The 23,036-nt window shown below is 63.4% G+C and carries 20 protein-coding genes, 1 tRNA gene and 1 pseudogene; 9 read left to right on the top strand and 13 right to left on the bottom strand.

Annotation, left to right across the window (positions count from 1 at the left end; genetic code table 11):
- Position 1 precedes the first annotated feature (1 nt).
- Entirely contained in the window at positions 2–3,109 is a 3,108-nt protein-coding gene (locus ABD923_RS13210) for an efflux RND transporter permease subunit (RefSeq protein WP_259549814.1), read from the top strand.
- Here ABD923_RS13210 and ABD923_RS13205 read toward each other — a convergent pair.
- A complete protein-coding gene (locus tag ABD923_RS13205) occupies positions 3,040–3,684 on the bottom strand; it encodes a hypothetical protein (protein ID WP_259549815.1) in 645 nt (214 codons plus the stop codon). The two genes, ABD923_RS13210 and ABD923_RS13205, sit on opposite strands and share 70 nt — an antisense overlap.
- Before the next feature lie 326 nt (positions 3,685–4,010).
- Between ABD923_RS13205 and ABD923_RS13200 the strand changes: the two genes are divergently transcribed.
- Entirely contained in the window at positions 4,011–4,475 is a 465-nt protein-coding gene (locus tag ABD923_RS13200) for a GNAT family N-acetyltransferase (protein ID WP_259549816.1), read from the top strand.
- A gap of 23 nt (positions 4,476–4,498) precedes the next feature.
- On the opposite strand, the gene ABD923_RS13195 is transcribed toward ABD923_RS13200, so the two are convergent.
- A complete protein-coding gene (locus tag ABD923_RS13195) occupies positions 4,499–5,317 on the bottom strand; it encodes a class I SAM-dependent methyltransferase (protein ID WP_259549817.1) in 819 nt (272 codons plus the stop codon).
- Between the two features lie 346 nt (positions 5,318–5,663).
- Here ABD923_RS13195 and ABD923_RS13190 point away from each other — a divergent pair.
- From ABD923_RS13190 to ABD923_RS13170, 5 genes are all read left to right on the top strand, one after another.
- Positions 5,664–5,740: transfer RNA gene (locus ABD923_RS13190), tRNA-Arg, on the top strand.
- A gap of 203 nt (positions 5,741–5,943) precedes the next feature.
- Positions 5,944–6,474: a hypothetical protein gene (locus ABD923_RS13185; protein WP_259549818.1), complete on the top strand. Its 531-nt coding sequence runs from the start codon at positions 5,944–5,946 to the stop codon at positions 6,472–6,474.
- A gap of 27 nt (positions 6,475–6,501) precedes the next feature.
- A complete protein-coding gene (locus ABD923_RS13180; RefSeq protein WP_259549819.1) occupies positions 6,502–7,050 on the top strand; it encodes an ImmA/IrrE family metallo-endopeptidase in 549 nt (182 codons plus the stop codon).
- A gap of 16 nt (positions 7,051–7,066) precedes the next feature.
- On the top strand, positions 7,067–8,152 hold the full coding sequence (locus tag ABD923_RS13175; RefSeq protein ID WP_259549820.1) for a beta family protein: 1,086 nt from the start codon (positions 7,067–7,069) through the stop codon (positions 8,150–8,152).
- 199 nt (positions 8,153–8,351) lie between these two features.
- Positions 8,352–8,924 carry a PadR family transcriptional regulator gene (locus tag ABD923_RS13170; protein WP_259549821.1) on the top strand — a complete coding sequence of 191 codons (573 nt, stop codon included), beginning with the start codon at positions 8,352–8,354 and terminating at the stop codon, positions 8,922–8,924.
- A gap of 423 nt (positions 8,925–9,347) precedes the next feature.
- On the opposite strand, the gene ABD923_RS13165 is transcribed toward ABD923_RS13170, so the two are convergent.
- From ABD923_RS13165 to ABD923_RS13120, 10 genes are all read right to left on the bottom strand, one after another.
- On the bottom strand, positions 9,348–9,722 hold the full coding sequence (locus tag ABD923_RS13165; RefSeq protein WP_259549822.1) for a hypothetical protein: 375 nt from the start codon (positions 9,720–9,722) through the stop codon (positions 9,348–9,350).
- Positions 9,719–9,979 carry a hypothetical protein gene (locus tag ABD923_RS13160; RefSeq protein ID WP_259549823.1) on the bottom strand — a complete coding sequence of 87 codons (261 nt, stop codon included), beginning with the start codon at positions 9,977–9,979 and terminating at the stop codon, positions 9,719–9,721. The genes ABD923_RS13165 and ABD923_RS13160 overlap by 4 nt, the downstream gene beginning before the upstream one ends.
- A 1-nt stretch (position 9,980) precedes the next feature.
- On the bottom strand, positions 9,981–10,694 hold the full coding sequence (locus ABD923_RS13155) for a hypothetical protein (RefSeq protein WP_259549824.1): 714 nt from the start codon (positions 10,692–10,694) through the stop codon (positions 9,981–9,983).
- A gap of 172 nt (positions 10,695–10,866) precedes the next feature.
- The gene (locus ABD923_RS13150; RefSeq protein WP_259549825.1) at positions 10,867–11,757 is read right to left on the bottom strand and encodes a hypothetical protein; all 891 of its coding nucleotides are present in this window, start codon (positions 11,755–11,757) and stop codon (positions 10,867–10,869) included.
- A 123-nt stretch (positions 11,758–11,880) separates the two neighbouring features.
- A complete protein-coding gene (locus ABD923_RS13145; RefSeq protein ID WP_259549826.1) occupies positions 11,881–12,438 on the bottom strand; it encodes a hypothetical protein in 558 nt (185 codons plus the stop codon).
- Complete coding sequence (locus ABD923_RS13140) at positions 12,435–13,034, bottom strand: recombinase family protein (protein ID WP_259549828.1); 600 nt, start codon at positions 13,032–13,034, stop codon at positions 12,435–12,437. The genes ABD923_RS13145 and ABD923_RS13140 overlap by 4 nt, the downstream gene beginning before the upstream one ends.
- Positions 13,031–13,825 carry a DUF3489 domain-containing protein gene (locus tag ABD923_RS13135; protein WP_259549829.1) on the bottom strand — a complete coding sequence of 265 codons (795 nt, stop codon included), beginning with the start codon at positions 13,823–13,825 and terminating at the stop codon, positions 13,031–13,033. The genes ABD923_RS13140 and ABD923_RS13135 overlap by 4 nt, the downstream gene beginning before the upstream one ends.
- A 618-nt stretch (positions 13,826–14,443) precedes the next feature.
- Positions 14,444–17,212, bottom strand: a complete 2,769-nt coding sequence (locus ABD923_RS13130; protein ID WP_259549830.1) for a hypothetical protein — start codon at positions 17,210–17,212, stop codon at positions 14,444–14,446.
- Positions 17,209–17,460 carry a helix-turn-helix transcriptional regulator gene (locus tag ABD923_RS13125; protein ID WP_259549831.1) on the bottom strand — a complete coding sequence of 84 codons (252 nt, stop codon included), beginning with the start codon at positions 17,458–17,460 and terminating at the stop codon, positions 17,209–17,211. Before ABD923_RS13125 ends, ABD923_RS13130 begins: the two co-directional genes overlap by 4 nt.
- A 206-nt stretch (positions 17,461–17,666) precedes the next feature.
- Positions 17,667–18,881 (bottom strand): tyrosine-type recombinase/integrase, encoded by a 1,215-nt coding sequence (locus ABD923_RS13120; RefSeq protein ID WP_259549833.1) that lies wholly within the window; start codon positions 18,879–18,881, stop codon positions 17,667–17,669.
- Between the two features lie 866 nt (positions 18,882–19,747).
- Here ABD923_RS13120 and ABD923_RS13115 point away from each other — a divergent pair.
- Together ABD923_RS13115 and ABD923_RS13110 are read left to right on the top strand one after the other, a co-directional pair.
- A complete protein-coding gene (locus tag ABD923_RS13115; protein ID WP_259549834.1) occupies positions 19,748–20,914 on the top strand; it encodes an AAA family ATPase in 1,167 nt (388 codons plus the stop codon).
- A gap of 153 nt (positions 20,915–21,067) precedes the next feature.
- Entirely contained in the window at positions 21,068–21,457 is a 390-nt protein-coding gene (locus ABD923_RS13110) for a hypothetical protein (protein ID WP_259549835.1), read from the top strand.
- 239 nt (positions 21,458–21,696) lie between these two features.
- Here ABD923_RS13110 and ABD923_RS13105 read toward each other — a convergent pair.
- Positions 21,697–22,872 (bottom strand): annotated as a pseudogene (locus ABD923_RS13105) (IS1182 family transposase); the annotation flags it as partial.
- Positions 22,873–23,036: the final 164 nt, after the last annotated feature.

Here is a 23,036-nt window from a genome sequence, read left to right as displayed (position 1 = left end):
GATGGTCGGCTATTTCGTCCGCCACCCGGTCGCCGCCAACCTGATGATGGTGCTGATCTGCATCCTCGGCATCTCGGTCCTGTCGAATATCGAGCGCGAGACCTTCCCGGCCTTCACCGCCGACAGCGTCAGCGTCAGCGTGACCTACCCCGGCGCCTCGGCGCGCGACGTCGATGAAGAGATCTGCACCCCGCTGGAAGACGCGCTGACCGGCCTGACCGGCCTGTCGGACCTGGAATGCCTGTCGATGGATGGCCGCGCGCAGGCGGTGGCCGAACTGGAAGACGGTGGCGAGCTGATCCAGTTTTTCAACGATGTCTTCTCGGCGGTGTCGGGCGTGTCGGACTTTCCCGATGACGCGCAAACCCCCTCGGTCGAGATCAACGCCCGCACCGACCTGGTGGCGCTGGTCGCCGTTTCGGGCATCGCGGGCCGGCAGGGCCTGATCGAGTATTCCGAGGAACTGGCCGATACCCTTCTGGCGCTGCCCGGCGTGTCGGAAACCAGCGTGACGGGGATCACCGACCGTGTGTTGCAGATTAGTTTCGACCAGCGCGCGCTGCGGCAATTCTCGATCTCCAGCCGGGACGTGGTGGATGCACTCGAAGCGCGCAGCCTGCGCCAGCCGCTGGGTGACGTCGAATTGGACGGCGGCAGCCTGGTGTTGCGCTATTCCGGGGCGAGCCGCACCGTGTCCGAACTGGAAGACCTGATCGTGCTGGAAAACGCGACCGGCGGTCTGGTGCGCCTGCGCGACATCGCGCGCGTGCAACTGGTCGACAGCGACGAGAACATGCAATCTTTCATCGACGGGGATCAGGCGGCGATCATTTCGATCTCGAAATCCAGCGATCAGGACAGCATCCGCGTCTTCGAAGAGGTCGACGCCGTCCTGCAGGCCGAACGCGCCCTCTATCCCGCGCCGTTCCGCCTGACCGTGATCAACAACATGACCGACATCGTGCAGGAACGCCTGACGCTGATCGCGGGCAACATCGCCATCGGCCTTGTTCTGGTCTTCGGCACGATGTGGCTGTTCTTTTCGATCCGCGAGGCGCTGTGGATTTCGGCGGCGCTGCCCGTGTCGTTCCTTGGCGGGCTGTTCCTGATGAGCGTCTTCGGGATCACCATCAACATGATCACGCTGGTGGCCCTGCTGATGGCCGTGGGGCTGATCATGGATGACAGCATCGTCATCGCCGAGAATATCGACAAGTGGCGCCGCAAGGCCGGCCCGCTCGAGGCCGCGACGCGCGGCACGATGGAGGTGATGCCGGGCGTCCTGTCGTCCTTTCTGACGACGGCCTGCGTGTTCGGGCCGCTGATGTTCCTGTCGGGCGACATGGGGCAGGTCTTGCGCTTCATTCCCATGGTGCTGCTGCTGACGCTGGCCCTGTCGCTGGTCGAGGGGTTCCTGATCCTGCCCAACCACCTGAGCCATTCGGGCAAGATCACGGCGGGCGATCACGAACGCCGCCCGGCGGCGCGCGCGCTGGAATGGGTCAAGGAACGCATCGTGCTGCCCGTCGCGGCGCGGCTCGTCGCGCTGCGCTACCTGACCTTCGGGGCGGTTGTGGGGGTCCTGATCCTGTCGGTGGGGCTGATCGCCTCGGGGCAGATCAAGGTGATCGGCTTTCCCACCGTCGAGGGCGACACCGTAGTGGCGCGGGTCGCGCTGACTTCGGGCATCCCGCGCGAGCGCACGGTGCAGACGGTCGAGCAGTTGCTTGCCGGCCTCGATGCGGTCGATGCCCAGTACACGCCGGGCACCGAGGGCGGAGCGCCGCTGATCGAACGGGTGCTGATCCAGTATGGCGTGAACGCCGATGTGGATGACAACGGGTCCAACACCGCGACCGTGACCGTCGATCTGCTGGAAAGCTCGCGCCGCAACGTCACGGCAGACGAGGTCCTGGTCGCCTGGCGCGCGGCGGCCGGGCCCTTGCCCGATCTTGTGCAAAGCAGTTTCGCCCAGACCGAGGTCGGGCCGGGCGGCCATGATATCGATATCGAGATCATGGGTCGCGACCTCGACGCCGTGGGCGCGGCGGCCAGCGACCTGGTCAGCGCGCTTCTGGCCCGCGAGGACGTGACCGAGGCGTTCCAGGATTTCTACGGCGGCCGGCAGGAAGTGCAGCTGCAACTGAACGAATACGGCTATTCCATCGGCCTGACCCCGCAATCGCTGGCCTCGCAACTGCGCAACGCCTTCGAAGGGGCCGAGACCGACAGTTTCCGCACCGGGCTGAGCAACATGGCGGTTCGGGTGCAACTGGAAGACAGCATGTCCAGCCTGACCGAGCTGGAGCTGTTCCCCGTGGTCCTGAGCGATGGCGCGCAAACCAGCCTGTCGCGGGTGGCCGACCTGACGCTGACAGCCAGCTATCCGACGATCACGCGCAAGAACGGCATGGTCGTGGCCGGCATCCAGGGCAGCATCGACCGTGCCGTCACCACCTCGACCGCGCTTTCCGCCGTGGTCACGGAGGAATTGGCGCCGCAGATCGCCGCCGACCATCCCGGCGTGACGATCCAGATCGGCGGGGCAACACAGGACCAGCAGGAATCGCAGGCCTCGATGATGTCGGCGCTGCTGCTGGGGCTGGTAGGGGTCTACATGGTGCTGGCGTTCCAGTTCCGATCCTACACGCTGCCGGTGGTGGTGATGATCTCGATCCCCTTCGCGCTGATCGGCACGATCCTCGGGCATTGGGCGCTGGGGCTGGACATGTCGATGCCCAGCTTCATCGGCTTCGCCTCGCTGGCCGGGATCGTGGTGAACAATGCGATCCTGTTCCTGACGTTCTTCCAGTCGCACCTGGAGGGCGACGACTACGTGGCCGCCGCGCTCAACGCGGTGCGCGACCGGTTCCGGCCGATCCTGCTGTCCAGCTCGACCACCATCGTGGGCCTGATCCCGATCATCTCGGACGGCAGCCCGCAGGTGCAGACGCTGGTGCCGCTGGTGGTGTCGGTGGCCTTTGGCCTGCTGGCCTCGATGATCCTGGTCGTGCTGGTCTTCCCGTCCGTCCTGTCGATCTATTTCGACATGTTCAGCCTGCGAAAATGGATCGACAGGTTCCGGTCCGACACCGAAGGGGCGATCTGACCAGCGCGCCGCGCTGTCGAAGTCGGTGGCACGGCGCGCTGCCAGCGCTGCGCACGCCCCCCGGTTGGTCCGTTCCGGTTGCCGGGACTTACCCGCCTGCCGCTCTTGCGGGACATCAATGCCTTTTGCCATGGTGTCCCCCTTTCCGATGATGGAGCGTGGCGGGCAAGATCGCCCCGCACCACTCCATCGAGAGCAAGCATAGCACCAATCGCTTCGTACCGGCATTCGCAGCGCCGTGGGGAGCGCGCCCCGCGCACGCCGTGACAGTTGATCTGCGTGCCGCCGTTACGTGGCCTTGCAGGCCATTCCAAACGGATGGTGGGATGCCAACAGACACATGTCGAGCGGTTGAGGACCAGAACCTCGGTCAGAATAGACTGCATCAACTCTGCTGCGTGCTGATGTCGAGCGATCCTGAGATCGAAATAGGCTACCATCTCGTACCAGGCCAATGCCTCCTCGATGTCGTCCGCGACATCGAGACGGTTTTCCAGATCGCCGGTCGTTTCCGCCATGCCCATGACGTCTGAGAGCGCAGAGATGACATTGGCGAACCTGACGCTTTCAGACACGACAATGCGGGAGACCCCATCGACGGGCAGAATTCGCTTGGCTGCGTCGGCCGCCAGACCCGACCGAAGAGGTGTTGGAGGCTTGCGTCGATCCCCGTGACGTTCTGCCGAGGATCTTCAGGCCCGATCATGGAAAGGCGGACGGCGACACGCGATGCCCAATTCGTGTATCCCGCTCTGACGGGTTTGGTATTGTGCTATCGTCTGCTTCGCGGGATCGTGGATTGTTTCCTGCAGCGTCTTTGAGCCGATTTCGGAATGGAAAGTAAGCTGGCGATCTACAATTGTGCTCTAGGTGGGACGGCGCGATTTTGCCCCGTGCTCAGATGCCCCTGACGTTTCGCGAGGTTCTGGGGGCGGACCCGGCCGCTGACGGCTTGCTGGCCGCCCATTTCGATCTCATGCGCGCGCAGTCCCCCGCTGAGAGTTGCCATGTGATGACCGCCGATGAATTGCGCGGCGCCGATGCCCGCGTCTTCGTCGGGATGGAGTCCGAGGGGCGGGCCGTCGCGGTCGGAGCCCTGAAGCCGTTCGGAGAGGGCGAGGCCGAGCTGAAGGCGATGCATTGTCTACAGGCGCGGCGCGGGCAGGGATATGGCCGGGCGCTTCTGTCCCACCTTGTCTGCGTGGCGCAGGACGCGGGTGTCCGAACGCTTTGGCTGGAAACCGGCTCAAGCGCGGAGTTCGCGGCGGCCCGCGCGCTTTACGCTTCTGCGGGGTTCGAGCCCTGCGCCCCTTTCGGAACCTACCGGCCCGACCCGCTCAGCGTGTTCATGACCCGATCGCTGTAACCGCGGCGCGGGGCTGCCCGCACTCAACCGGGCTTCTTTGCAACGAAACAGGCCCAGGTGATGTGGCCACCTTCCAAGGCGCGTTGCCAGCGTTCGATACTTGCGGCGATGCCATCGGCGGCCTCGGGCGACACCCCCGGCAGCGGGTCTTCGAGCCGCTCGGCCAATTTGTCGTAATGGGTGCGAATATCGTCTTGCCGTTCCCCGGATTGGACGATGTCGAACCCGGCCTCGCGCGCCATCCGTTCGTAGTCGCCCCGCGTGGCGCCGCCCGTGACCCCAAGGCGGGCAAACGCGGCATTCACGAGGTCGAGGTTGGCGCCCTCGGTCGTCAGAATGTCAGAGAAGGCGAAGACACCGCGTGACCGCAGGACGCGGAACACTTCGGCGAAGACCCGGGGACGGTCGGTGGAATGAATGATCGATTCCTGGCAGATGCAGGCCGAGAGCGTGGCCGGCTCAAACGGGAGGTCGTGGAAATCTCCGATCTGGACCGAGATCCGGTCGGCCAGCCCCGCAGCAGCATTGGCGCGCCGCGCTTCCTCCACGCAGACGCGGGATATGTCGATCCCGTGCACCACGCAGCCCGACCGCGCGAGTTCGCGCAGCGTGCCGCCGTAGCCGCAGGCGATGTCCAGCACGGTGTCCCCGGGCCGCAGGCGGGCAAGGGACAGGAGGTGCCGGGTCATCGCCCGAGACGCGTCGCGCACGGTCTCTGCGCCCGTGTCATAACGCCCGATATGAATGTCTTCTCCACCCCAGGCGCTTCGGTAGAAGGCCGCGACGGTATCCTCGTTGTAATAGGCCGCCGCTGCCTTGGCATTCGTACCGGATCGGGTCACTTGGGCACTCCGTCAGGGGTGGGCCGTCAGGCGGCGAACAGGCCTTTTCCCTTGGCCGGGCGGCTGCGACCTCGCGCGTTTCACGGGACAGGGTAGCACAAGCGATGCCGGATGTTTCGTCGCGGACCGCATGCCGAGCGCGCGAATTGCGCGAGCGTCAAACGCATGGTCTGGACCGTATTCCCGGGCTCGCGTATCACACCGGTCAGCGGCCCCTTAGCTCAACTGGATAGAGCAGCTGACTTCTAAGCCGGAGGTCCGGGGCCAGAAGAAGATGAAAATACAGACGGTTAGGAAAACGTCACCGGCTTGCGAACCGTTTTCCGAACCGTTATCGCAGAGCCACGGTCCCGTAGCTCAACTGGATAGAGCACCTGACTTCTAATCAGGATGTTGGGGGTTCGAGTCCTCCCGGGATCGCCATTATTTATTTATCTTTCAAATACTTAGGCCGTTTTTGGTAGAGTGGCCCATCAAGTTTTGGCACATTGAGTCCAATTGCCAGGCGGGGAGGATTCGCTATCGACGCTAAAGTCAAGATAGTTTACACTTTCTCTTGATTTGTTCTCTATACGTTCCAATATGAAAGGCGTGAAGCTCCCGATGCGTGATGAACTGGTTGTTTGATGGGTAAGCTGAGCGCCGCAATTTTAGGGTCAATCATTGGCGCGTTCGTCGCCGTTGCAGCCATCGTGTTTTGGTTCGGATGGGGGCTCCCGGCGCAGGGCCAAGTTGCCCACATCGACCCGACGAGGGCAGACTACGTTGACCTGCTGCTGACCGTGGCGACGATCTTCCTTGGAGCTGTTGGCCTTGCAGTGACGGTTGGCGCACTCGTAATTGGTCTGGTCGCCCTCAAGACCCTGCGTGAGATCAAGGACGAGGCGGCGAGCGAGGCAAAAACTGCGGCAGCTACCAAGATTACCGAGACCATGGAGGCCGACCTTGATCCGAAAGTTGATAAAAAGGTCCGTGAAATTTTGCCGTTGGGTTTGCAAGTGGTCCTCGCTGATGACGAGCATAGAGACGAGATTCTTAAAGCGCTCGTAAGAACGGGGGCTTTGGACGCCGCAGTTGGGAGAGTCATTGAGCGAATTAACGCTGGGGGACCAGTTATGGACCCCCAGGACGTGGTCGAAGGCGGTGACCAAGACTGACGCAAACAAACAGGAGGGAGAAAGAAGATGGATGGAAGTATGCAGAATTTAGCGGTGGCAAATGACTGGGAGGTCAAGTCGCCTTCGCCGGAATACACGAACTTGGCCCCCGACGTGCGGGCTGAGATTGACGAATATCTGTCTGAGCATCCGGTCAAGCTGGGGGCGATTGCGAAGCGTCTGGGCGTAAAGGTCCTGTTGTCCACGCTGCCGCGAGGCACATCCGGCCAAATCGGGCAGGAGAACGGAGACTTTGTTATCCGCATCAACAGGCACGAGGCGAAGCACCGCCAGCGCTTCACACTTGCCCATGAGCTTGCGCATTTCCTGTTGCATCGCGACCGAATTGTTGCCGAGGGTGGCTGGTCAGAGAATGTCCTGCTGCGTTCCGGTCAACCGGCCAACATCGAATACGAGGCCAACCGGCTCGCATCTGACCTTGTGATCCCGTCCGCCCAGTTGGCTGAGGCAACGGCGGAGTATTCCGGCCCCATGACCAGTGAAGTAATTGAGGACCTTGCCCGCCGCTTTGGAGTGTCCACGGCGGCGATGGAAATTAAGTTGCAGATGACCTGAGGGGGCGGCGCGGGCGATGGATGTTCAAGAGTATCTAGTGACGTTGGGCATCCGACCCGCTGAACTGAGCGGTTTGAAGGAACTGCCGGGAACCACGAAAGACCGGCTGACACCTCTCGTTTTGCTGGCCCCGTGGCTTGCTACTTCGCCTCTGTCCCGTGCGCTGGACAAGTTTGAAGAGTCCTATCCGTCCCGTCCATACTTCATTGATGTGGACACCTACTACCGCATGAACGACAAGCCCAATGAGGCAAAGGAGCTTTGGGCGCGGTTGGCTGCCAAGCCAGCAGACCTTGACGCATGGTGGGGGCTCCTGTCGGAGTATCCAAATGCCAATCCCTGCCTCCTAATGGCGGAGCGCAGCATAGAAAGCGCGCGGGAGCAGATCGCATGGGCGCGGGAGCACAACCGGGCTTTCTGCCTGCGAATGAACCTTGCCGAGGGGATAGGGTCCGGCATCCCACAATGGATGCCTGCGCTTGTAGCCGAATTGGCGGCAGAGGGAGCGAACGACTATGCCGTGGTGTTTGAGTTTGGTTGGGTGCCGGACCCACTCCTAGTGGCTGCCCTAGCCAGCGGATACACCAACAGCTTCTTCGGAACGATTCCGCCGGAGGTTCCAATTGCCATCTCCTGCACTTCGTTTCCGAAAGACTTCACTCCCTTTGATGGAACCGATGTTTGCGGTTTTACCAACCGTGATCTCCTTGCCCAAGTGCAACAGGCGACAAACCACCCGAGGATAATCTACGGCGACTGGGGCACCACTAAACCCCGAAGCTATGGCCATGCGAGCCAGCCTAAGAACCGTATCGACTATCCCGCAGATACCTCATGGATCATCGCCCGGGATAAGACCGATGAGGTTTCATTCCAAGTTGCCGCGCAGAGGGTATTGGACAGCGGCTACTGGACAGGGAATCTTGGAGTTTGGGGAGAGCAGCTTATCGAAGGGACCGCCGCCGGGCAGGCCTTTGCAATTGACACGATGCCCAAGATGTATTCCGCGCGGATCAACATCCACCTGCACCGTCAGGCTTTCTACGGTCATCTCCCACCGCCAGAAGCGCTGGATGAGGAATGGAGCGATGACGATCTCTAGGCTCTAAAACCTAGATAAATTTCAGCACTCCGTCGCAAGAAGTGCATTGGTGAAGAATTAAACGCCGAGCGGAAGCTCGGCTTTTTCTTTTTATTACAGTCACTTATTATTTTCCTACCACTTAATCCTTGACGAATAACCTACCACTTCCCATATTGGGAGCGCGGCAATGTCGCCGCGACCAAAGAAAGGATGCTGAGTGACTTACAAAAGCAATGTCATTGCTCAGCGTCCCTTCGTTCAAGCAACTCAACCAAGGAGTCTTCCATGTTTTACTATGAATCGTTTCTCACCACTTCACCCGCTCGCGCCGCATGTCGAACAGGGGAGGTTCCGAAGTGAGATGTCAAAAAAATTGTTTGGCCTCGGTAGGCCGAGCAAGACATCTCCTCACCGTGTTGGTCCTGTTCAAGCGGAAATCCTTCGGGTCATCCGCGACAAACCGGATTTGGCACATGGTGTCGGGATTGCTGGCTATCTCCGCCGTCAAGGCAATGAAGATGTCAGCGATGCTCAGACCTACATCGCACTCCGGCGGCTCGACGCTCGCGGCTTGATCGCAGAGCGCCAGTCCGAACCGGACCCAAGAAACACGCCCTCCGACAGCCGGAGAGGGCGGCCCCACAAACTCTATTCACTGACCGCGTCAGGGAAGAGGGCGTTGGAAGAAGGTGGGGGCGCTACCAACTCAAAAGCTGGCACCGACGCGCAAAGAGAAGGAAACTTCCAAAATGGCGCGCAAACGAAAGGCCTCACCCCCGTGGTGGGTTAAGACGCCACTTTATGTGGCAACATGGCCCTCACGGGATTGTTCAGAGTGGCGTGTTTCGCTACACCGGCAATACCTCAAGGCCCAAAAACAAGGCGGTCGCAAAGCAGCGACGCGGCTGGCTCGACGCGAAGCGTGGGGCTACACAAAAGCCGCGACAATGCGGGTTGGCTGGTGGTTGGTGAAAGCCATCCGCATTTTCGGGGTTGCGAATTAACAGAACGGCGCGCGCAAAGAAGTTTCTAAAGGTCGGCCCGTCACGTGTTCATCCCCCTGCACTAATACATGGAGCCTACGGGCTCCATTTTCTTTTGTGCATTCAACGGTCACCCCGAAAACGCCTCGCCGGATGGTCCCGGCGGAGCCCACCCCGTAAGGCCTCTGGACAGCTCGCGATGCTAACCCCGAAAGCTGCCGGTTGCGGGGTCAGTGGAGGTGTCGCGCCCGCTCCACCTTCGCGGCGGTGGCGACAAAGCATCCATAGGCCCGCAGGACGCGCCGGGTGAGCCTGTTCGGCGGGGTGCGCACGACAATCTCGGGGTTCCGCTGGCTGTCTGCCCACACCACCTTGCCGCGCGGGGTCAGGCGGAAGGAGATGATGCCCACCAATGCGCCCAGCTCCTGCGCGTCCACGCCATAGGCGCGGGCGAAGCGGATCACACTCGGCACGTCCGGCCATGCGCCCGGGACGCACTGTTCTGCGAAGCGCAGCAGCGCCTCCTGCGCCAGCCGCAGCTCAGGCGGGAACACGGCGGCCATGCCCTCTACAATCCGCCGGTCGCGGGCCTCACGGGGCGTCATGCCCCGCGCCCCGGGCCGGTGTAGGATGTGCCCAAGGCATCGCCCTGGAACACGCAGGGGGCGAAGCCGCCCGCCGCCGAACCTGCGACCTGCGTGGTGTCGAAGCCGTTGAACGGGGTGTTCAGGCGCGGCGCAAGCGCGTTGGCCGCGAGGATCGCAGTCGGACCATCCGCCGCATCCACGAGGGCGGCGTGGATGCCCGAGGGGTTCTTGAGGTGGTCAGCGCCACGGGGGCGGGTCACGAGGAACAGGGCCATGTCAGGCCTCCTTCTTGTTGAGTGCGAGCTTGATCCGGTCCAGAGGCCGGACCTTCCCGGCGGTGAACTCGCGGTTGAGGTTGATGGCGGACTGCGCTGCCAGCTTGATCTTTGTGATTGCGTCCTGCACCTGCCGCGTCTCCTCACCCACGAGGCGTTCGGCCAGCTCAGCCGTAGACAGGGGGCGCTCGCGCCGAGGCATCCGGTCCACCGCCGCCATGATGGCAGCCCCGAGGACCTTGTTGTTGGTCGCCACGGCCAGCGCGGCCATGTTCTTGATCTCCACAATGCCCGAGCCGTCAAGCTGGGTCTGGAAGTGGGTGCGCTCGGGGGTCCCCAGACCTGCCCGGGCGAGCACGGCCTGCGGCGATGCGAACAGGGCGGCGGTCAGCGCCACCGACTCAGCGGCGGCGTTCACCTCGCGGATGTAGCCCCAGCGGGCGTCCTCGCTGTTCGTGACCACCTCGGCACGCGCCTTGGCCGTGAGCTTGGTGGCTGCTGCCCACTGGTCCTCGGGCGGGAAGCCAGCGGCAGCGGCGGAGGCGGCTGCCTCCTCGCCACGCCGGGCGATGCCAGCCTCAAGGCCTGCGATCACGGTGCCGAGCTTCTCAGCCCGCTTGGCGGCATGGTCGGCAAGGGAGATGACCTCAGCCGTGGCAATCAGCTTGCCGGGCGGCGGGAGGGGGGAATGGTTGTCGGGGGCGGGTTGGTTCACTTGGCAAGGCTCCTGTGCTCGGGGCCGCCAGTGTGCTTGCGCCCTCCGCTGGGCGGCCAATCCTGCAGGCGAGAATACCGCGCCTTGGGTGGGTCAAGCGACTGTAAAGACTTGTTGTGAATACCGAATTTGCCGATATCGACGAGGCTTTCATTCGGGGTTAAACCTCGTCTCAAATCCTTGCAAGTGACGCGTCGTCTAGCACCGTGTTTAACATGTTGACCGCGCTTTCCCTTTGTCGTTCGAGCCGGTCTCGAAGTGTGAGGTCGGCGATGTTTAGAAAACCGTTTTGTTGCTGGATGGAGCCTGTCTTAAGCCCTTCTTGTAGAGCTGCGCGAAGCGCTCTCAGGCATCTGTCGACATCTCTCAGACTTTCTCGCCACCTCTCGTTGTCTATCCCCCGCCAACCGCTCACAGCTTTCCGAATAATATGACGGCTTTGCCGGTCCACGAGTTCGCCGGTTCGGAGCGCCATCTGGGTGTCTTTGAGCGCCTGAATAAATTCGTCAGAGTGTTCGCAATTTATCGGGACTTCAAAAGCAGGCCGGTGGAACGCCATGCTGATCGTCTCCAATATCATAATGTCCAAATCACGAGCACTATGAACCTGAATGACATCCCGGTAATACCAACGTTGAAGGTCCGGAAACGCATTCAGATATGATACACAGTCATCCCACGCCCAAATGATAGCCTGCCGGTCACGTCCTTCTCCCTCCCAGCGCTCGTTTAGGTCGCGGACCAGCCCTTGGATCTTGGCATCGCGTTTCGCTGTCGTAGCCAGTATCCAAATTTTTAGATCAGGTTTGAATACTAGAGCTTCGTGGGCAGCCTTCTCCAAGAATGCTTTGTCGATTGGCCCTCCGGGAAGAGGATTATTGAACTCGTCTAGATCGGATAATCGTTTGCACTGAATACCTATTTGACCATGCCGGGATGATTTTCCGAATACATCAACCCCGTCTTGGGCTTGACCTGGCCGCCCTATTTGTTGGGCGTTAGGTATCGAATAGACCTCAGTCAGTAGACCTTGCGCGAGTTCTTCAAATTGTTGCCAATACAATGGAGGTTGAAAGAATTGCGCTAAAGTTCCCATTGTTCGCCTCGGTAGTTGCCCATTCAGAGAAAAGACGTATCAGATGTGGCCGGTCCCGTAACAATAAAGTCCGGTCGTCCTATACAAATCTCACTCACTGCGGCGCGTCTCCGGGTCAAGGACGCCCTCAATGGTGTCCGGGTCGCACTGCCCGGGGATGCGCTCCACCGTGTCCGGGCGCGGCCCCATCGGCAGCTCGCCCGCCCGGCGGCGCTCCTCAAGGAACTCCTCCATGCTCATCTTGTTCGGCACCACGAGGACGCCCCCGGTGTCTAGGCTCACGTTGAGGTTTGCCTCAAGCGCCTCGCCCTCGCGGTATTGGTGGCGGGCCTTCAACAAGAAGATGTTGGCGACGATGTTGCCCTCATCAGCGGCGGTGCGCAGGTTGCCCACGAGGGCGTCATGCTCTCGGGCGAGTCCGGCGTGGTAGGCGTCATCAACCTCGGGCTGGCGGTCCCGGCAGGAGCGGAAGGCGTCCTTGCTCATGCCCAAGGCGCGGGCAATCGTAGCGACATGGACGCCGCGCCCGGCCAGCTCCTCCACGAGGGCGAGGCCCAAAGGGGTCACGCGCCAGTGCGAGCGGCCCCCGGCCCCGGGCTCGGGCGGGACCAGCCGCGCGGGCAGGTTGTCGTCTTTGCGTTCTGTCATGGCTCTGCGGCCTCCTTGTCAAACTCGGTGCATACCTTCTGGCTCAGGCCCTTGCCGCAGCGCAGCTCCCGGGCGATGCGGTCCATGCCCATCCCCTGGCTGCGCAGGTTGCGGATGGCGGCCACGAGGGCGTCGGACGCGGGGGGCCTGCCCAGCCGCTTGCCCTGCGAGCGGGCGCGGGCGAGGCCCGCCTTGGTGCGTTCCACGATGATTGAGCGCTCAAGCTCGGCCACCATCCCCCGGACCTGAAACAGCAGCCGTCCCGAGGGCGTCGTGGTGTCGATGGCCTCTTGGTGCAGGTGCAGGCCGATGCCCAAGGACTCAAGCTCATGGGCGAGGTTCAGCAGCAGGCGCAGGGACCGGGCGAGGCGCGAGGCGTCCCACACCACCAGCACGTCATAGCGGCGGCGGGTCGCGTCCTTCCGCGCCCTTGCCAGCTCGGGCCGCGCCTCGTTGGCACCGGATGCCGTCTCCACATACTCCTGCACTACGGTCCAGCCCGCACGCTCCGCCACCTCCCTGAGGCAGAGGATCTGGTTTTCGCAGGTTTGGTCCCCGGTGCTCACGCGGGCGTAGATCGCGGCGCGGCGGGTCACTGGCCCGCCTCCGCCTTCGGCTTGGCGCTCTGCGTGTGCGGCAAGGGCGCGTCCATGCCTACGGGCAACACGAGGTGGTAGACCGCGATGCGCTCAGACTGGTCGTATCCGTGCTCATGGGCGAGGGCCAAGAGGGCGTCGTGGTCGCTGTGGTCGTCCGGGTGCTGCGACGTGACGCCCGCCCGGTCCAGTGCCGTGCCGAACGTGCCGCAGTCGTCAAGGTGGCACTCCACGAATGCCTCAAAGCCAGTCAGGTGCTCGGTGCGGATGCCGTAGCCCTTCACCGCGTTCATGTCCCACGTCAGGCCAGACTTGACCGTGATCGGCTTCCAGTTGCCCAGGGCGTCGATCAGCTCATTCATGGTCGCGCCGGTTGGCCGGGACAGGAGGTCCACAAGGACGGCCTGCTTGGTCCCGACGCGGCAGGGCTTGGCCTCCGCCTTGGGTGCGAGATTGATGCCCCGGGATTTGCGCGGGGCCTTCGCCTTCGCGGCGGGCTTGGCTTTGGGTGTGGCGGCCTCGGGCGCGGTCGCGGACAGGGCCGCGAGGTTCTGCCAGATGCGGCGGGCGGCGGTGGCGCGGTCAGGGAAGCGCTTCACGGGCGCGATGCCCAAGGGGGCGGCGGTCGCGGCGAACAGGGCCGCGCCTTGCTTGATGGTCAGGCCCTCAAGGTCCTCTGCGATCAGGACAAAGAGGGCGTCCTGCGCATCGGCGGCGGCGGTGGCGTCCGCCTCGGTGGCGTGCAGGGCGTAGGTTGCGGCGGCGGGGTCGATGGTGGCGAAGGTGGTCATTGTCGTGCTCCATTTCTCGGGTTGGCGAACACACGCATAGGTTGCATCCAGTGTCGAAACGTATCGTGAGCATTAACACCCCGTAAAGGGAAATCTCTGGGGTAATAGTGGGTTGGAGCCCGAGGCCCAGCGGGGGTGGGCTCCGGGGCTGGCGTGCGGGGATACGTTTTCGGGGTGCGGCGGCGGACAGTGGTGCCGGAGGTGGCCGGGCGGGGATAACTCGGGCGGCGGGGCTGGCCCGGCCCCGGGCACCAACCTTTTACGTCTCCGCACAAGACGTGTTGCGGTGGTTTCCCACACCCTGCCCAGACAGGCGGAGCCCGGGGAGATGTTCGGGAGATGTTCGGAGATGTTTCAGGGGCCAAACATCTCCCACTTTAACCCAGTTATTTCAGAGGCTTAACCCCCTTCGGAGATGCTAGAGATGTTTTCCGTAAGTCTTAAGGGGGAAACGAACAGGGAAGCGGCAGGGAAGCGGCGGCGGGGAGCCCCCCCTTCCTGGGCCCCTAAAGGAGACGTGGACTGAAACATCCCGAACATCTCCCGGCCCACTAAGCCCTTGCTGCGATGAAAGAAAACCGGGAGATGTTCAAGCCGGGAACATCTCCCGATCATCTCCTAGACATCTCCGGCGGCTTCTACCCTGAACAGGTTGCCCCGGAGCTTGTCGTGCCCGTCAAGGACGATGGCGCGCCCGCCGATGATCCGGCCACGCATCCGCTTGAGCGTGTGGCCGACCTTCAGGGCGCTCGGCGCGCCCCGCGCGTCCATGACGGACGGCAGCCGCTCAGCCAGCGCGGCGGCGAGGGCCGTCTGCGCGTCGATGGCGTTGTCCGCCCAGCTGACCCCGCCCTCCCGGCACACGTCGCGGGCAGAGAAGGTTTCGCGCCCGAAGTTGGCCTCTAGGGCGTCCACGAGGCGCACGGCCTCGTCACGCGCTGAGTCACCCCCGCGCACTGCATGGCGGGTATCCCATGGGTCGGGCTCTCCCAGCCAGATCAGCGCCCCCCGCACGAGGCGCGACCAGCCGGGGAAGCGGGTGTCGCGCCTCGCCCCCGGGAAGCCAGCCACGGCGTGTGCGCGCAGGACCGTCAGCGCGGCGCTCACCAGCTCGCCCCGCCGCTTGGGCACGTCCTCGCGCAGGTCCACGTCGAAGGTTCGCGCGGCGGGCTCCTCCACCCCGGCGTCAATCGTCGCCATGACGGCTCGAGTCGCCATGTCCCCCCGGAACTCGATGTTGTTGCCGTTGAAGATGAACAGGACGTTGGTCAGCACCCTATACTGGTCGTTGGCGCCCAGCCCCCTTGCCTCCCACTCGGGCGAGGTCAGGATTGCGCACCACACCGCGCCCTCAATGGGTCGGTCCACGTTGTCTACCACCAGCACCGGGTCGCCCTGTAGCAGGACGCCCAGCAGCGTTTTCTTGTCCTCCTCCGGGTTCCTGTCCTGCACGTGCTTTGCGGCAGGCTGCCCGGTGGTCATCATCGACGGTATGTCGCTCAACAGGCTCTTGCCCGTCTCAGGCGAGGGTGCGTTGAACGCATGGACGGGGGCGAAGTCTAGGGACCGGCGGCACACCGCCGTCAGCATCGCGGACAGGGCCACTGAGCGCGATGCCTCATCCGTGTAGGGGAAGTCCTTGATGACCTGCTTGAGCTTCGCCAGCGCTGCCAGCGCCTCCTGCTGCGTCGGGTTGTCCGGCACGGGGGGGAACTCCACGCCACCGTGGTCCAAGATCAGGCCGGTGTCAGCGTCGAAGCCCTCCGCCCAGATGAGCGAGCCGTCAGCGCGGATCGTCGGGTGCCCGACCAGGCCGTGACAGACGGGCAGTCGACAAGTGCCTACGTCAGCCCGGGCGACGTATGACCCCGTGAAACCGTCTGGCGGTGAGGCGGGCTTTTTGAACTCGTTGCCTTCCTTGTCTCGGCTTGGAGAGTAGAAGTTGGCCGCACGGGTCATGTATTCGCGCATCGCCGTTGCGGTGACGCAGCGAAGGCGGAGCGCTCTGCCGTGGCGGCGAACGGGAGTGACCACCACGCCAGCGCTCTGGTAGAGGGGGAGCGCCGAAGCCAGCAGTGCGTCCTCCGCCCGGTCAAGCATCAGGTGCAGCCGGTTGTTGTCCACCATGACCTCGGGGCGCGTGTCCGCGTTTCCGCCGCCTTCCCCGTCACCGCCAGCGGCTACATCGTCATGAGCCCGCTGGATCTGCCTCTGGGCATAGTTGCGGGGCCGGTCCTGTTCTAGGACGTGCGCGCTGATGCCCAGCTCGGGGTCCAGAAGCATCCCCGCCAGCACATCGTCGGGGACGCCTGCGCGGATGCGGGCGCACAGGACATGGAACATCGCCTCTGACCGGGACGGGAAGCGCCCGGGCTCGTCAGGCGGCAGCCCGTGCATGATGATCGTCCGCTCAAGGTCGCTCGGGTCCAGCAGCCGCTCATCGTCTGCGCCCATCAGGTCGGGCAGGTCCTTCGACAGGCTGACCCGGGGCGAGGCCCGGCCCCCCTTCGCCGCCAGCCGCTTGGCCGCGCCGCCTGCTGCCTTGGGCGCAGGCGGGAAGTCCTCAAGCCGGTGGCGGCGCGTCCAGTCCGCCGCGACGACACTCGCCACCCGCGCCGTCCGGCCCTTCTTGCGCTTCTTCTCCCCGGGGACGTTCACGGTCCCGGGCAGGCGCATGATGCGGTCGGCATTGTGGCAACTGTCACCCTGTAGCGCGACCTCAACCGTGAGGTTGCGCCCCTCCACCGCATCCCAGAGCCGGGCGTGGTGGGCATCGACCTCCGCCCGCTCGGCATCGGTGCGCTCCTTGTTGCCCACCAGTTGCGCCAGCTCGGCAGAGCCGCCAACGGTCCGCTCCTCGTCCAGCAGCCAGAAGCCTTGGAAGCCGCCGCCGCTGTCCACGATCACCGTGGGCTTGGGGTCGTAGGCCCGCAGGACGCGCTCCGCCCGCACCCGCTCGGTGTCGAAGTCCTCGCCCGGCCTCGGGTCCACGTCCACATGCAGCGCCCGGATCGCGGACACCGCGCCCTTGTTGGGCTTGCTCGTCACCGGCCCATAGACCGCGTTGACGGTGAAGTAGATGTTCTGGACGCCCTGCCGCTCGTCAATCCATGCGGCCATCTTGTCGTCCTCACTCGCGGCGAAGGTCGCAGTAGTGGTGCGGCCCCCGTCCGGGACGATGGAGGTCAGGACGCGCGGCCCATCCCCGCAGAAGTTGCGCATGAACGCGACCGATGCGCCGGTGTCCGGCAACAAGTCTTTCTGGTCGGCTCCGGTGGGCGCGTCCGCTATACTCTCGGGGATGATGTTTGGGTTGTGATCTTCATGCTCCCCCTTGCCCCCGGTGCCAGTCCCAGCGCCGGGGGCCTTCTTCTCCGCCCCGCTCATTCGCCTGCCTCCATCCACACGCGCACGTCATCGGCGCGGTAGCGGACGCTGTGCCCAACCTTCAGGAAGGGCGGACCCTGTCGCTTGGCACGGTATGCCTCCAGCGACTTGGTGGAGAAGCCGGTCATCTGGGCCACCTGTTCGGCAGTCAGGTATTCCGGCGTCATGGGGAGCCGCCCACGCGGCAATTCACGCAGGAGCCGCTCTGCGACGGCCTCTGCAACGGCATCAATGGTCTGTTGGTCCATGTTGTGTCACCAATCCAGACCGCCCTGCTGTGACAGGCGGTCGGTCAGGTGACAGGGCCAAACTCCGGGTTGCCCCGCGCCCCCCGCATGGGGCGCTCCCCGCATGTGGCACGTCCCGGTGGGCCAACGCGGTTTCCTAGTCTCGTGGTCCCTAACTTACCCGCTCGGACACCCCTTGGGAAACCCTAGTTTTCCCTTTCCAGCCCTCAATCCTTTGTTGTGTCGGGCTCAAGCAGGGCGAGGATCTCAGCCGTCATGCGCTCCTGCTCCGCAAGCAGCGTGTCGAACAGCGCCCGCTCGTGGATGTAGACGCCATCTATCCCCGGCACGGTGTGGTCCAGCAGGAGCCGGGCGTTCACCCGGTCGATGCCTGTGCGCTGGGCAACGGTGCGGTAGGTGTGCCGGAGGATGTGGCCTGTCTCGCTGGGCAGGGCCTTCTCTTTCCAGACCTGCGTTGCGATCACCTCGCCCGTCTTGCTGGACCGGGACGGAAACAGCCACGGCGCACCGGGGAACAGCACGTCACCCGCCGCCATTGCGTGGCCCACCACCTCCACCATGTGCCCAGACAGGGGCAGGTCGAAGGAGCGGCCCGACTTCATCCGGGGGATGGAGATTGCCGCATCGCCCAGGCGCACCCACTCGCGGCGGATGCTCACGAGGGTCCCGGGGCGGAGGCCCGACAGCAGCCCGAGCAAATGCATTTCGCGCCGCAGCGGGTTGGGCAGCGCCTGCACACGCGCCCACCAGTCCGCGAGGTCCTCGGGCATTATCACCCGGTTGCTGGCCCGCTCCTTGTTGAACGTGACCGCCGCCACCGGGTTGCCCGGGAGGGCGTCCGGGTCGTCAACCACCTTGAGGGCGAAGTTGTATGCGGCGCGGAAGTCGCGCATGGCCTTGTTCGCGGTCGTGGCCCCGTGCTTGTCGGTGATCCGGCGGTGCTCCTCGCGGGCGGCGCTGCGCTTCACCTCTGTTATGGGGAGCGCCGCCCACTTGGGCAGGTAGCGGTCCAGCCGCTCCATCATGTCGGTCACAGACCGCTCGACACAGCCCCGGGCCAGCATGTCCGCGCCATACTCTTCAAACATCTGCCGCACCGTCCATGCGCCCGCGTCCTCGGAGGCGTCCGGCGGCGGTGCGTTGGGGTCGATGCCACGCTTGATCTGGTCCAGCACCGCGAGCGCACGGCTGCGGGCGTCGTCCAGCGTCATCTCCTCGGTGCCCCCGAGGGTGTGGCGGACGGTCTTGACCAGCACCCGCCGCCCGCGTGGGCCCTGCCAGAGGTCGCGCTGCACCTTGTAGGATTTGCTGGTCTTGTTCACCGCAACGAGGAGCCCAGTCACCTTCGCGTCCCGCACCACGGCGGGCTTTCCCTCAAAAGCCAGCGCCCTGATTCGCGCCTCTGTAAGCCTCTCTGGCATCCCATGCTCCTTCCGAACCGTATGACGACTCGCCTGCGAACCGTAAGCGAACCGGGTGAGGATCGGGCGGGAGCGGGCAGCCTAGGGGAAGGTACCTCCAAATGCCTGATAACGCTAGTGTTTAGGGTGGACGTGCGGGTTGGAAAAGGTTACAGTCCACCGACTTCTAATCAGCAGGTTCCGGGTTCGAGTCCTGGAGGGGTCGCCAGAATTATAAGCTGTAGATGTAGATGGGGCATATGTATGCACAAAACGGCTGTTTTTGATGCACACCCTGTCAAGGATTTTTCGCCCTTCCCGGCCAGAAGTCAACTAAGGCTTTGCTAAGACAGGGAAAATAGTAGGCGGCCAGAGGAATCCCCACTGTCCTAGGTTTTCCCGCCATGCGAAATCACCAATTGAGGGGCATGAGCTGCCCGCCTGCCGCTCCGGCAAGGCAGAGCGAAGTTCTCCCAGCGTGACGCGTATGGTGGTTGGCCGAGTGTGCTTTCGGGGGGCCGGAAACGCGTGTAGCCGAGCCGGAGACACCGCCGAATTGATAAATCCACGATTCTAAAAGAGCGTCTAGGAACCAACTTTGCCGCCTTATCGAAGGCTTTGACTGAGCAGCCTGAGAACGACGATGAAGGTGTCCACAAGCGTCTTGCGGGGCCGTCGTTCTGCTTCATAACGCGAGCACGCGTCGATCAACCTCTCGACTTGACCCCAGCGCATCGCCTCGTCATCTTGCGACCCATGTTCAGGATGTCCGCCCACTTCATACGCAGCTGACCCGGCCTTTCGCCGGGATCGGCCTTTGCGTGCGTTCCTGATCTTTCCCCACATCGCGGCCGATCCCTGTCTCCCTCCATCCGTGGAGTCAGCGCATGTCGACCAAAGACCTCTATCCCTTCCTGCTCGCCGAGCAGGCCACCAAGCCGAAATACGATGAGAAAGAGCTCATCGCGCGGTTCACCCGCCACCTTCAGAAGCTTTGCTTTACGCCGCCGAGCCAGGAGGATCTCCAGAAGGTTCTCGATGCCAGAACGGCTCTCAAGGAAACGCGTGGCGCATCGGACGAGCAAGCCGCTTTCAGCCATCCTTTCCCCCCGCTTCATGCCAGCGAGATCTTGCCACGGATGCGCGATGAGGAGCGGATCGCGCGCCGCGCGAAACGCCTCGCCCATGGCAAGACCGTCCCGCTCGACCCCTTCGCAGATCTGCGCAAGGAAGAGGCGGAAAAGCTCAAACCCATCCAGGACGGGCTGCCGGCCGTTATGCCCGAAGATGAACACTGGGCCGACGAGATCGCCGCCGCGCTTCACGATGAGATGCCTTGGATGGGTCCCGCCACCGAACATGCCTGGCATGCACTGCGCCGGGCTGCGCGCCTTGGCGAGCCGATCGTCTTGCGGCCCGTCATCCTGAACGGCCCGTGGGGCATCGGCAAATCCGCCTGGGCCCGCCGCCTGGCCAAGCGGCTGTCCATGCCCTCTATCGAGATCGACGCCTCGAAGAGCGCCGCAGGCTTCGCGTTGACCGGCCTCGAGAGGGGCTGGGGGAGCGCACAGGCTGGGCGGCCGCTCGAGGTCATCCTGCAACGCCGGCTGATCAACCCACTCTGTGTCGTGGACGAGCTGTGCAAGGCTGGGTCAGCGACATCGGGCAAGGGCACCCGCTTCTCGTTCTCCGATGCGCTGCTGTCCCTGCTTGAGCCGGCCACGGCGAAACATTGGGAATGCCCGATGTATCGGCTGCCCTTCGACATGTCGCGGATCTCGTGGGTGCTGACGTCGAACCAGACCGCGACGATCGAACCAGCTGTTCTGAACCGCTGCCAGGTGATCGACTTGCCCGACGTGACGGCGGACGACCTTGTTCGTTTTGCGCGACGGCAGGGCGTGGTGATGGGCTTGGACCAAGCTGCAATCGACGCCGTAGCCGAGGCCGTTCTCCGCGGTCCCGCGATGGCCCGCCGACGCTTCAGCCTACGCGATGTCATTCGGCTGCTCGAGCGCGCCGAGACGCTTCAACACAAGCCGGTGCTGCACTGACGGCAGACCACGGAACCTGCGGATTCAGTGCTCCGTCTATAGCGTCATCGGGCCGACCAATATGGCGAAAAGACCATAAAACGGCCCGGCCAAGGGGGCACTCCTCGCGCATATGGCGAAATCACCATACCCAACCTTGGAAAGAACGAACGAATGATCAGAACCTATGACGGCATCCTCGCAAAGCACCCCGCGCTCCTTGGATCGGAGCCGACGGACCTGAAGGCCTTCGGTGTTTGCTGTGGCCCCGGATGGTTGCCCATTCTCAAGAGCCTTTTCGATGACTTCGAGAAAATCCGGCAAGAAGACGGCCTGACCATCACCGTGTTCCAGGTGAAGGAAAAATTCGGCGAGTTGCGGGTCTATGTCAGGGGCGGCAACGACCGTGTGCAGCATCGTCTTCGCGACGCCGAATGGGACGCCATGTTTACGTGCGAAGACTGCGGCGGGCGAAGCCCAGGTGTCCAATCCCTTGGCGGCGGCCTGAACAACCTCTGCGGCGCATGCCGCAAGAAGTTGAGGCAGTCGTGGAAGGGCAGGTAGCGGATCAGATCTTGAGGTCGTCCTCGGTTATGCCTTTCCGGAGCGCTGGAGGTGCGCTTCCAGTTCCTTGGCGACGGCCTGAAAAAGTGCAGCATGCGTTGGCCAAACACTCAGGGCGGATGCTGTTGAAAAAGTCCGCCCAAGAACGCGTTTTTGGCTGCCCTCAGGCTCGGGTGTCGCCGTTAGGTTCGGGCAATCGCCCGTCGCGCCGCCTTGAGGCGTTTATCTGGTCGCTCAGCTCATGCCGTAGCCTCCGGTTTGGCGCACTGAGGCCGCAACTTCGCGAGTTTTCGGAGATTCTGGGCGATGGCGGCGAGGAGGAATTCGTCTTTCGCACCATTGAGGCCGCGCAGGCGTAGCCGGTTCAGGCCGAGGATGCGCTTGAGGTGGGCGAAGAGCATCTCCACCTTCTTCCGCTTGTCTCGGGATACCTTGTAGGCCTTTGTCTTGCGGCATGCGCGGGCGAACTCGCGTGCTTCCTCGTGGGGTTCACGGGTGACGTATCGGGCCTCCGCTTTCGGGCAGCAGATGTCCTTGGATGGACAGGCCTGACATGTCGCCTTCAAGGCACGATATTTCTTCCGCCCGCCGGTGTCCTGCCCCCGGTTCGGATCGGAGTAGTTCCGGCGATATTGCTTGAGGGCGTGTACTTCGGGGCAGATGTATTGATCATTCGCCTCGTCCCATTCGAAGTCGGATCTGGACCAGGTGCCATCGGTCCGCTCCGACTTGTCGATCACCGGAAAGAAGGGGACGATGCTGCGCTGCTCAACCAGCCATCCAAGGTTCTCGGCGTTGCCATATGCCGTGTCGGCCGCCAGCCATTCCGGTCGAATGCCGAACCGCTTCTCCGTCCTGTCTAGCATGGTCCGCGAGGCTCCGACCTCCGCCTGACGGATCGCTCTCGTGGCTTCGACATCCATGATCACCGAGCTTTTCGTGTCGATCAGGTAGTTGGTGGCATAGGCAAAATAGGGGCGGCTCTCCTCGGCGCGGGTCCATTGCGCCGCTGGGTCGGACTTGGCCACGAACTTCGGCTGGACCGGAGATGCGGCTCCGAAGGCGGCATCGTTGAGTGTCTCCAGGTATTCCCGCGCCGTGCGGTTGCCAGCCTCGCGCGCGACCTCAGGGCTCCAGTCCTCGGCTGCGATTGATCGGGCCTTGTTGGCGTCAGCGGCGATCAGGCTGGCGTCCACGGCAAAACCCTCGCCGGATACCAAATCCTCCCTCAGGCACCGCTCGACCGTGGCCTCGAAGACCTGTCGCAGCAGATTGCTGTCGCGCAACTTGCCATGGCGATAGCGCGAGAAGGTCGAGTGATCCGGGACCTTCCCCTCCAGGCCCAGCCGACAGAACCAGCGATAGGCGAGGTTCAGATGGATCTCGTCGCAGAGGCGACGTTCCGACCGGATACCCGCCTGGCTTGTGCGGCTGCTTGTCTCCAACTCTCAAAGGGTTGGAGACAAGCATTCATTCACCGGGAGAAAACCGCGCACTCAGAACTCTAGCGCGAGGCCCACTTCCGCGCCGTAGGTCGTGAAGTCATTCGAGCCAAGGCCGTCGACGAACAGATCGCCTC

This window comes from [Roseibacterium] beibuensis, from assembly GCF_039542305.1.
GTDB classification, from domain to species: domain Bacteria; phylum Pseudomonadota; class Alphaproteobacteria; order Rhodobacterales; family Rhodobacteraceae; genus Roseibacterium; species Roseibacterium beibuensis.
The sequence above is the reverse complement of the archived record's forward strand: the minus strand, read 5'-3'. Positions and strand labels throughout refer to the sequence as shown.